Origin of the sequence: Dyadobacter linearis, from assembly GCF_907165045.1 — a bacterium.
In the GTDB taxonomy this organism is placed as follows: Bacteria; Bacteroidota; Bacteroidia; order Cytophagales; family Spirosomataceae; genus Dyadobacter; species Dyadobacter linearis.
This window is the reverse complement of the sequence record NZ_CAJRAU010000001.1, coordinates 905,703-916,857: the sequence shown is the minus strand read 5'-3', so window position 1 is coordinate 916,857 and position 11,155 is coordinate 905,703. Positions and strand designations below refer to the sequence as shown.

The 11,155-nt window shown below is 46.1% G+C and carries 8 protein-coding genes; 1 reads left to right on the top strand and 7 read right to left on the bottom strand.

Annotated elements, in window-relative coordinates:
- Positions 1 to 32: 32 nt before the first annotated feature.
- From KOD92_RS03740 to KOD92_RS03715, 6 genes are all read right to left on the bottom strand, one after another.
- Complete coding sequence (locus tag KOD92_RS03740; RefSeq protein WP_215232165.1) at positions 33 to 3,821, bottom strand: metallophosphoesterase; 3,789 nt, start codon at positions 3,819 to 3,821, stop codon at positions 33 to 35.
- Positions 3,818 to 4,672 (bottom strand): SdiA-regulated domain-containing protein, encoded by an 855-nt coding sequence (locus KOD92_RS03735; RefSeq protein ID WP_215232164.1) that lies wholly within the window; start codon positions 4,670 to 4,672, stop codon positions 3,818 to 3,820. The genes KOD92_RS03740 and KOD92_RS03735 overlap by 4 nt, the downstream gene beginning before the upstream one ends.
- Complete coding sequence (locus tag KOD92_RS27660) at positions 4,669 to 4,779, bottom strand: hypothetical protein (RefSeq protein WP_406566159.1); 111 nt, start codon at positions 4,777 to 4,779, stop codon at positions 4,669 to 4,671. Before KOD92_RS27660 ends, KOD92_RS03735 begins: the two co-directional genes overlap by 4 nt.
- Positions 4,780 to 4,785: 6 nt before the next feature.
- Positions 4,786 to 6,009: a Pycsar system effector family protein gene (locus tag KOD92_RS03725; protein ID WP_215232162.1), complete on the bottom strand. Its 1,224-nt coding sequence runs from the start codon at positions 6,007 to 6,009 to the stop codon at positions 4,786 to 4,788.
- A gap of 34 nt (positions 6,010 to 6,043) precedes the next feature.
- Positions 6,044 to 8,440: a GAF domain-containing protein gene (locus KOD92_RS03720; RefSeq protein ID WP_215232161.1), complete on the bottom strand. Its 2,397-nt coding sequence runs from the start codon at positions 8,438 to 8,440 to the stop codon at positions 6,044 to 6,046.
- 274 nt (positions 8,441 to 8,714) lie between these two features.
- Positions 8,715 to 9,458, bottom strand: a complete 744-nt coding sequence (locus KOD92_RS03715; protein WP_215232160.1) for an SDR family oxidoreductase — start codon at positions 9,456 to 9,458, stop codon at positions 8,715 to 8,717.
- A 102-nt stretch (positions 9,459 to 9,560) separates the two neighbouring features.
- Here KOD92_RS03715 and KOD92_RS03710 point away from each other — a divergent pair, with 102 nt between their 5' ends.
- Complete coding sequence (locus KOD92_RS03710) at positions 9,561 to 9,989, top strand: winged helix-turn-helix transcriptional regulator (RefSeq protein WP_215232159.1); 429 nt, start codon at positions 9,561 to 9,563, stop codon at positions 9,987 to 9,989.
- Positions 9,990 to 10,182: 193 nt separating this feature from the next.
- Here KOD92_RS03710 and KOD92_RS03705 read toward each other — a convergent pair whose 3' ends face one another.
- Complete coding sequence (locus KOD92_RS03705; protein ID WP_215232158.1) at positions 10,183 to 10,749, bottom strand: cupin domain-containing protein; 567 nt, start codon at positions 10,747 to 10,749, stop codon at positions 10,183 to 10,185.
- Between the last annotated feature and the right edge of the window lie 406 nt (positions 10,750 to 11,155).

Below are 11,155 nucleotides of genomic sequence, written 5' to 3'. Positions count from 1 at the left end.
TGATATTAGATCCGAAAATATTTCTTAGAATTTCAGAACCAAAAACCGATCTGAAACGCGATCCGCGGCTTTTCTTCTTTTTTTTCTTTGGGTATAAAGGCCCCTACCGCGAATGTGAGAATATCAACCGGCGCAAACCAGACCCCGCCTCCATAGTTATAATGCAAAGATTTTGATTCCTCATCGTCCAGCCAGACACGGCCATAATCAAAGCTACCAAAAACGCCGTAAGTAAGGGGTAACGTCGGGTTATAGCTGCTCCCCAGCCGGATACGAAGGTCGGTATCATGCCAGATGCTGCTGTGCCCGTAAAATCGCTCCGTACGATAGCCCCGTAAGCCCTGTTTCCCCCCTAATGTGGGCATTTGGAAAAATTCATAACTGTCCCCAAAGATCAGCCCGGTTCCTACTTGCGTTGCCAGAATAATGTTTTCTCTGGCATCGAGGCTGGTATAGTAGGCGAATTTCGCACGGAATGAGCCGAAGTTATTCTTGTTATCCAGGTTGGTCGTCCAGTTGAAGCCGGCATTGAAACGGATACCCGTGTGCGGTGCAAAAATGTTGTCAACACTATTAAAATCAAGTTGAAACTTGCCGCCTGCAAACATTTTTGTTTCAAAAACATCATCGGACAATTCGTTTTCCGCACTTGTAATAAACCTTCCGCCCGTTGGCTGGATGTCTGACAGCTCAAAGGTTGGGCCAAGCGTAATGAAGCCCGAAGTACCTCCGAACCGTTTTTTTAATGCAGGATAAATGTGTAAAAAGCTTTGTCGTACCCGGTAAAAATCCGGATCATCAACCGGCCTTTCCGTATCATTTCCTAATCCTGCGTAGTTGAATGCATAGGTTGGCCCGTGATAATAAGTGTCCAGATAAAAATCAAACTTCTTGAAAGCATTGATAAAATCACCGGTATAATCGACCTTGAAGCCTTTGGTAGCAAATGCATAACTGGCCCCAAAGGCATGTAATGAGGCATAAGGCTCTTTTTTGAATCCATAACGCATCCAGGTAGCGCTTGCACCGAGCAAAAGACCATCGTCCGGGTTGACGCCCAGAATGGGTGCGGGGATGGCAATGTCGTAGTTGCTGTCGGCGCTTCGCCTGTCATAGACATTGTACCGGTAAAGGTTTGTGCGTTTGTCCTTTATGTCAGCACCGGAAACGACTGTGTTGTTGCGAAGATCGTCGTAAACCAGCGTTTTTTTCTTTCCCGCGCCCGCTTTCGTGCTATCCGCAAACACATCCGTTCCCAATCCGCCGATCAATCTTACCTGAATGCCCTTATTTGCATCTCCTTTTACGATGAATTCGTCATCATCGCCATTGCCATAAACATTGATCGTCCTGGTGACATCCGCGTCAAAAATGCGCTCGTAGTTTAAATGCTTGATATGGCGGTCTTTTCCTGTTTCGTAAACGGATACTTTGGTCCGGCTCTCATCAAGCCTTTCCACCACAATCCGTTCTTCTTCTTCCGTGCCTATCACATTTACATTTTCACTTACAAATTCATAATGCGTGCGGGCTATTTTAAGCAGGTTATCCCGGCGGCTTATTATGTTGCGGATCAATGCAGGCGAGGATATTTTTCTGGCTTCCTCAGGCCAGCTGGCAAAAGCGTTATGGATGACCTCGTCGGTCAGGTTGAGCTGGATGAATTTTGCTTGTTCTTCCCATTGCTGCCACGTAAGCCGGGTCAGGAATGTTCTGTCAAAAAGCCGGGCGCTCCATGTGGTCCATTTCATACTCTGGATTTCGGGACTAAAACTTTGAAGCTGACGCAGAAATGGCAATGTCAGCCGCGCAACGCCGGTTAGCACGCCATCATACATGGAAAACGCCTGGTCACGGTCTCTCGGGATCGGGCGGTATAATGTTGTCCCATCCGGCTGCTTCACCGATGACCACGCCCATTGATCATCATGCCTGTCCCAGTCACCCACGACAAAATCGAAGAGGCGGGTCCGGATCGCCCATGCTTCATCCACCTTATGCTTACCATTTTCCAACATGCTTTCTACCAGTTCGGGCGTGCTCACGATTTTATCAGGATTCCCAAAAAAAGCGGCCTGCTTCCATCGTTTTCCGTCCGGCCGTTCTTCAAGCAAATTCATTGTGCCACCGAAAAGCGCGTTGTAAGTCGCCAGCCCAGGTTGAGCCGGGACATAATATAACTTCGGATTGGTGTGGTAAACTTTCACCGCATCCGCTAACACAGGCATGCAGAGCGGCGCAAAAGGATTGGTTGACAGGAAGTTATCCTCGACCAGATATTTCGCAGCGATCATTTGATTGAATGGAAATGGCAAAAACCGGCTCACGTCTTTGGTCAGGCCGCGCAATGCATATTCCTTCCCATCATTGTCCCGCAAGCGCAGGGAATTGGTCTGGTTACCGCCGCCTTGTTTGACGGCCGTGACGCCACCTTTGTATTTGCTCAGGTCTAAAACGGGGAATGTATATTTTCGAATGTAAAGATCTCTGTTGTGCCGGCCTAACAGAAAATCATGAAATCGGCCCACAGGTTTCACCTCATTGCTGGTCACATACCGGCTTGTGGAATCATTATGCTGGTTGTATTCTGTAAATGCGATGGTCGAATCTGGCAATTCAATGGGTTGCTTATCCTTAATTTTTTTTCGAAAAACCAGCTTTGCCTCTTTACCATCTGCGCTTACTTCCCAGAAATTGGTCCAAGCCTCGCCGCCTTCATAAAAATCAATGGTTGAATAACCGAGCCTGGATGAAGCAAACTGCGAGCCCTTACCAAGGCTTACCGGGCTATTCTTACTCCCGCTTCCACTGACAATGAATTCCTGATCATCGTTTTCAATAAATTGCAATGCATGCTCATGGCCGCTGGCAAAAATGAATTTTCCATTCTTTTTCGCCCCTGCCATCACAGCGGTGCGCAAGTCTTTGTAATGCTTGTTGGCAACATCCTGCTTCGAGCCGATCGTTGCGCGGAATATGGCGCTGATACTGCCCAGAACCGGCAGAGGGATCCATAGGTCAGGATTAAGCTCTGTTAAAGGAAAAATATGTTGCTTAATGGTAAATCTTCCCCCGTGCGGCCCGTAGGTGTAAGGCGGATGGTGCATAGCGAAGACCACATTTTTATTGCGGTATTTACGAACCACGTTTTCAAAAATAAACCGGAACTGTTCCCTGTTTTTGATCTCGCAGCCATCATTGATCTTTGAATCCTTATCCCAATCCGTAAGCCACCATTGTGAATCCACAACGATAACCACCACATTGTCATTCAGTTCGATCACTTCCGGGCCTGAGCAGCCGTCTAAGGGCAGAAAATAATTTTCGTAATCTTCCTTGTCCGTGACACCGCGCTTTTCATTGATATATTTATCAACAAATTTTTCCTGGCGTTTCAAACCCTTCACGCCCCAGCCGCGCCAGTCGTGATTGCCGGGCATGAAAATGGGCGTTCCTTTGAATTTGTCGAGTGTTTCGAGCTGGGAAATGATCCTGAACTCGGCCACTTTCCGATCCGCCGAATCCTCTGACGGCGGCATGCCGTATTCGTAAATATTGTCTCCCAAAAACAAGGCAGAGCTGTTCTTCGACTCTGTTTCCAGCTTTCTTTTGAGATACTCCAAAACCGGAGCGCGGCTTTCGGGAGAGTCATTTCCGGCATCGCCGATGAGATACATAGTGTGTTTCAAAACCAGATCCGGGGCCGGCGCGTCCTGCTCCCAGTTAACTGCTTCTTTTGAAAATTGGGTTTTATAGCTGGCACATGAAAAAGCACCAGCCAGCAGAACAGAAAAAATGATAACCCGCAACACGCGATTCATCGGCTGATTTTTTTAAACTTTAAAATGCTGCCCGAAAACAGATCGTCACCTTCATTGGAAATGTAGAGATTTCCCTGTTTATCGAAAGCAATACCCTCGGGCTGGATAAACTGGTTCCCATTCAGCGCATAAGCCTCTTTTACCTTCCATTGACTGTCCGTTACGACCATGAGCTTGTTGACAGCCGAGATGATATAAAAGTCGTTTGTCAACGGATTTTTGGCCAAACCCGACGGCCGGAAACCGCGTTCTACTTTCCCGGTAATCGCTTTGATCTCCTCCACATTGATGGAAAACTGACCAGCAATCTGTGAAGAATCTTTGTTCGGCTCAATAATGTAGCCCGTAATGCTGCGCTTGGCATTATCCTGTTCGCAGTTTTTGCAGAGAATGTAAATTTTGCCGGAAGTTTCGTCGCCAAACATGCCTTCATATTCTCCTTTCGGTAATATTTTCTTTATCTCCCTGATCTGCTCCACTTCCTCAAAAACCGCTTCTGTCAATGGAAAATTATAAATGACGCCATTGCTTTTCAGGACATAGACATTGTTTTTGATAATGGTAACATCCTCGTAATCCCCTTTTTTGGAAAACTTAACATTCAGCTGCTTCGGCTCGTCCCAGCCCAGGCGGTAAAGCCGCCCGTCTTCGTCCTGGATCGCGTAAACAGTGTCCGGATTGCCTTGATTTAGGGTAATGCCCGAGATCTCGAAGAGACTTTCCGGCATGTTGAATTTATCCGGCTTGCCCAGATCGTAATCTTTGTAAACTACCTGCTCCTTCTTTGTAGAGTCGCACCCGCCCAAAGTCAGCAAAGCCAGCAAACTGATCTGCTGTAAGAATGTCGTCATATTTTAATACGTTTAGTCCGATATGTCTGCTGATTCTGCCGGCGGGCCGCCTCTTGCAAAACACGCCCATTAAAGGAAAGCCAGCTGATAGCACGGTTGAGAACCATCATTGATCAATGTTCAAAAAGTGCGGAGGCAACCACGAAGGCGATGACGGACACGACTATACCGAACATAAATACATTGTAGGCAATGCGCAGCAACCGATATTTCCGGCCAAGCACAACGCCCTGGGAATAAACATCTTTGGTCAAACTCCCGTATAAAAACTCGCGGTCATTCATCATGCGCTGCATGCCGTTGGAATAGTCGGTAAACGACATCCGGTAAAAATTTCCAAAAAACAGCAGGTTCACATTTTTCGTATCAATATCCTCCTGCGTGAATGTTCCATGCGGGATCGTCGGGCGTGTTGAAAGGATGGAAAACACCATTGTGATCATGCAAATCGTTAGCAGAAGTATGGTAGGAATGATCAGGTAAGTGTTGTCTTCCAGCTTCCGGATGAGAACGCTAAGCAGGACGGAAATGATGATGGATGTGGTTGTGATCATGATATGCGCCTTATTGTCAGCCATATCGCTCAACCTCTGATGGTTATTGGAACTGATCCGGAACATGGTTTCAATGCCTTTGTCCGGTCGGTCGTTCTTTATCTTTTTAATGTCTGAGATTTCCGGCGCGGTTGCGGGAGTAAATGTTTCCGTAACGGTTTCAACAACCGGTTCAACGGTCGATGATTCGAGCTCCTTTTCTTTCAGCTTTTCAATGTTCTTGCGCTTCTGCTTGTCCAGCAAATCACGGCAGTAGTCGGTTTGGAAAGTGTGGGATTCCAGCAATGCAATGGTGCTTTTTCGCCATTCCGCTTTGTCCATTTTTTTGCCGGAACGCTGCTCTGCTTCTTTGCGCACGAGCTTGTTCCAATCCGAAAACTCGGGTGTTCCGAAATGAAAAAGGTCCGCGTCACAAACCACCTGCTGCAAGAAATTCTTGGGATTTTGCGGCCATATAGTCGCCAGAATACACCCTTCTACTTCTGCTATCACACTTTCATCCAATGCTTCGGATCGCAAAAATTCGGTTGCAAGTGAAGCTCCGCGCTGTTCGTGACCTGCCGCCTCGCCGGTGCTGTAACCCGTGTCATGGAACCAGGCGGCGGTGACGACGATGAAAGTTTCCTTATCCTCCAAACGGTAATGATTGGCAATTTTGACTGCATTCGATACAACGGCTTCGGTATGCACCAGGTTATGGTAACTGAGTTGCGCCAGTTCTTTTTTGCCAAAGAAATGATGGACATAATGCCGCACCTTGTCAAGCCGATGGTTGTAATTCATAGAAGTTCAGTTTAATGCTGCATTCAATATTGTATCAGAGCCACTCTGAGTCGAGGTTAACCCCAACCCGGAGCGCCTTTAATCCCGTAACGCCCTGTAATTCTTCCAGATCAAGGAATTCCAAATCGTCTTTTAAAGTTTTTTTCTCCTGTAAATACCGGATATACCCGACATATTCATCGGCGGATTTAGTATTGAAATACACGAGCGCTATTTTCCCTGGCTGCGTAAGGCGCTCGCCACTTCCTTTGATGTGTACTTTATCGATACGCTTTTTAATAACCTGATAACGAATGTTGTACGCGCCTTCTACATCGAAACGCCGCTCATCATCGCGGAAACTAATGTCAATGCTGCTGGAATGAATGAAAATCAACTGCGTGGTTTGCAGCGGTTTTTCCATCTGCGGAATAAGCGAATTTGTGATTTTTGAAATGGCCGCCATCGAAGTCAGTTGCCAGAGCCGTATGTTTTTGAGATACAGTTCACTAAACTTCTTTTCCGGCTCAATAGACTGACCGATATAGATATCATATTCAATGCCATCCGTCCTGAACTTCTCAAAATAGCAGGGATAAGACTGTTGAATTTCCTTTCTGAAAAGATCCAGATACAGGTTTACAGATGAATTGACCGTTTGCATAGAAGCTTCGAGCGCGCGTCTGTTGGAATAAGCAGCCCCGGTATGTTCGTCTGTTATTTCGAAATATTTATCGATAACATCCGCCAGTTCCTCATTTTCATCATCCGCCACGCCAGAGGCCGATTGAAAAGCCCGTGCTTCCTTAAAATGTAACAAAAAAGGATGTGCCTCGTATTCCAGGAAATCCCGCACACGCATCTCATCGCTGTCCGTAGAATCATTGTCGATTTCTTCGATCCATTTTTTGCATTTGTAGATCATCTCATCGGCGAGCCCGAAACCCAGTTTCTGCTTTAAAATCGTAAAGGTTTCTATCAATAAATCAAATTGTAAGTGCAAATCGTCCCTTAGCGCGGCATTTCTTTCCAATGTCGAATTCCGGATATCAATGGCACCATAAAGCGGATATACGTTACGGAATTGAATCGTTTCAATGGTAGAAGAAGGCATTTTGAGCGATTTGTCGCGGAGGTAATGCCAGGCCGTTTCGCGGAACCGCCATTGTACGGCAGGCTGCAAAGACGTAAATTTCTCCCTGATCACATTGTCGATTCCCACATTGAACTCATCAATGTAATATTTCATCATTTGGCCGATGAAAGGAAGTGCGGCATCGAGCCTCGCCAGCACACGCTCATCGATCGCTGTATTTGATTTGGAGTAAACTTCGAGCACTCCAATAGCCTTGTTATCGTAATATACGGGTAGCAAAGCATAAGATTCCACGCCATCGGCTTTGAGTATGCGGATGAAATCCATCTTGCTTTCGTCTTCCAGCGCCAGATTTCGCATAAACAGCACCTTAGGCGCCTGGAAATACTGGTTAGCCATAGACAGATACATATCTTCCGCCTCATTGTCCTGAAGTGCCGCGGTCATCAGCTTACTGAAAAGCACAGTACTCCGGTCGAACACAAGCTTATTGTTCACACGCAGCACGGGCAACAATCCAAAATCAATGTCCGAATTGCAGGCGAGCATTTTCAGCGCATTGGTAACGTTGCTGAAATAGGTATTTGCGTCGTAGGAAGCGCGGCCAAGAATCGCGCTTTTGATGTTGTCAACTGCATGTTCGGCTGTTACATCGGTAAATACAATGACCGAAAAACCTTCGAACCGGAACATGTTTAACGGAAGCACCCGGCTTAGCACATCAATATCGTTGGACTCCTGCAACTCCTTCCGGATCTCTTCCCGATCAAGTTCAGGAAGACTCTCCTTAGCATATACGTCTGCAAACCGGGTGTCCAGATTTGCACGGTAATATCGTTTCAGTCCGGTCTTTTCGTCGTTCAGCGCAATGATCAGGTCGCTCTCGTGCAGCGGTGGAAATTGGTAAAGCCGTTCAAGGATAAACGAGTACAGCTTTTTCATTTTCTGCTTCACATTGATCGCGGTTTTATCCGCAATCTCGCATCTGACATTGCCAGAATTGTCTGTCATCAGCTTGTAAAAACCGGATGTGCCGTAAAATACGACCGGGCTCACAGGTGTACTTAACGCCCAAAAAACTTCATCTTCATTCGTAACGGGCGGCATCAGCATGCCGTAAACCAAACTTAGTTCTTCTCTGAAATCTGCAATATTGTTGATATCAATGTCCGCCGAGAAAGCCGGATTCGACCGAAGCCGGTCCAGCACCATGGAGAAGAATGTTTTTTTGACTGTTTGTTCCCGCCCTGCTTTCTCTTCCAGAAAGTTGATAAAATTTCTGAATGATATGGAAGAGTCGATTTTCTGGAGACCGTATGGTGCATCTTGGATTACATCAATAATCGTCGGTTCCATTATTATTATTTTTAAAAACGCGCTGACTTACTGGCGGTCACCAAAAATCCGCGTTTTTCGGTAAAATCCAATGTAAAATCTTTTATTACTCTTTCGGTTCAACATCGGTTGGATAAGGTTAGTTTCCAGGATTTTAAGCAAAAAAGTCCCCCAGCTTGTGCTGAGAGACTTTTATACCTGCAATGCGATAAATGTCGACCTGAATCCCTGGCGTTTTAGAGGAGATAGCTGCGTAACTATTTCATAACCAGACCGGCGCTTGTAAAGCATGAAGTTATTTCAATGCATAGGTGTGATAACCACCGTCAGCTACGATATCTGTTCCTGAAATAAAGCTTGCGGCATCAGAAGCCAGAAACAGTACTGTTTTTGCAATTTCGTCGGGATGGCCGAGCCTTTGCAATGCGGTGGTAGTAGCTACGAATGCTTGTGCGTCCTGGGGTAAGACGCTATCCAGACCGGGTGTGGCAATTGGGCCTGGACTCACGGTATTTACGCGGATTTTCCGGGTTGCCAGCTCATTAGCAGCGATTTGAGCAATTTTAGTCAGCGCTCCTTTGGTCGCGGAATATACGCTCGTTCCCAGGGTGGCGGCGGTCGCAGCCGATGAAGATGTAAAAATGACCGATGCTCCCTCTGCCAGATGCGGAAGTAGTTTTTGCAGTGTGAAAAAATGCCCTTTTACATTGGTGGTGAACTGTGCGTCAAAATTTTCCTCGGTGACTTTTTCTATCGGCTCAAATACGCCGATCGCTGCATTCAGAAAGAGAACGTCCAGTTTATTTCCACTCTCCGCAAATGCTTGTTCCAGAACAGAAATCTCTGCAAGTTTTGAAGTATCAGATACAACAGTGGTCAATCTGGGGCTGTTTATTTGCGCGCTTGCCTTTTGTAAATTTTCGGCGTTTCTTCCGGTAACCCACACATTAGCACCTGCGTTAATGAATGCTTTTGCCGTTGCGAGTCCGATTCCCGATGTTGCGCCTGTGATAATGACGTTTTTGTCTGTGAAGTCCATAATTAAATTTTTGCTACTTTTGTAGTCTGTTTTATGAACTGCAAATGTAGCTGAAAGTAGTTTTAAAAACAAACTGCTTTCGGTAATGATATTATGAAAACAATGGAGAGAAGATCAACCTGCCCCATCAACTTTTCGGTGGAAATTTTCGGTGATAAATGGATGCTGCTGATCCTGCGTGACCTGATGTTTAACGGCAAAAACTCTTTTCTGGAGTTTCGCGCATCAGCGGAGAAGATATCCTCTGCCGTATTGACCGAAAAGCTGAACACGCTATTGGAGGAAGGAATAGTTTCCAAAGTAGTTTCACCCAAAAACGCATCCAGTTTCCTGTATCTGATCACGGACAAAGGAATCGAGCTGGTGCCGGTCATGGTGGAGGTGCTTGAGTGGGGGTCCCGGTACAACCCAGACGGCGGTCCAAAACCCTTGCTCGCCCAGATCAGGCAAAACAAAAAGAAAGCGATTGCGGAACTGCAGGATAAATTAAGAAACGAACGGCAATCTTATGTAACAGCAACCTCAAACTGACCTCTGGTGCATCAATGAACGAGTCAGGGAAGTTGCCGTAATTGCATTTTGCGCTTAATCGCAGGTATAAATCCTTACTCCTCAGAATATCCACTCGCCTCGAAACAGGAATTTAACACACGTTTAATTAACCCGATCTACTGCGATTATTGATTAATAGCAAAACTTAATTGTCCCCAGAAAAACGCAACTTTCAATCCAGTTTCAACGGTGGTCCTACCACCTTCATTTCGTTTTGTTCAAATATTTTGGCAATTTCCTGAGGCGTAGGATCGTGTGTCAGCGCTGCCATTTGCAAGAAAAAATCTTCTAACTTCCCAGCTGGCTGCAATGTTACCAGCATTTTGCCTTTGGCCGATGCCTGGGTCCAGGCGTGGGGAACGGCTCGCGGCAGAAAGATGCTCTCACCGACGGTCAGACTAAATCTTTCCTTATCAATAAGGAATTCATAAGCGCCTTCAAGCACATAAAAAACTTCATCCTGGCCCGGGTGCACATGTAGCGGCGTTCCGCGGCCCTGACTGAGTGAAGTTTGCTCAAAAATCGCAAAACCACCATCCGTATCACTACCCGAAACCTTCACATCCAACACATTCGCATTGACCCCCTTTAACTGAATGTGACCATGCTTCCGTCCTTCACCAGCCTTCGTCTTAAATACTTTTTCGATCATTCCCCTCAATGCCGCTGCCTTCGCAAATACAATGGCAGGAAGTGAACTAATGACAGCCATACTGCCAATGAATGCGTTTCTTTTCATAGGATGATGAATGTTGAAAGTTACTTTGTTCAGGTTAAAGGCATTCAGTAAAAGGGGCAAATGTGAGCATTACCGCTTAATGGACGCGTAGCGTTTGCTTTGAATATTTAAGCTAATATTTGAGAGGAGAAGCGCAACTAATGTAAGGATGTGGGCGGTGTGGAGCGCTACCTTTAAATAAGTTGGGGAGACCAAGCAGTCGCAAAGATTGTGCGGATTGAGGAGTGCTAAATGTGGAGTTGATAAAGTGGCGGGTGCGCTAATTTGATTTTGTCTATTCCAAATATTGGATTCGTTGGAGAGCGACATTTTCACCAACTCTGCTGCGGATTTTTTGTGAATATCGGTATCCAAGGTCATCAACATATTCTATGTCCATTTCGACAGTCTCACCTGTAATCGGCTG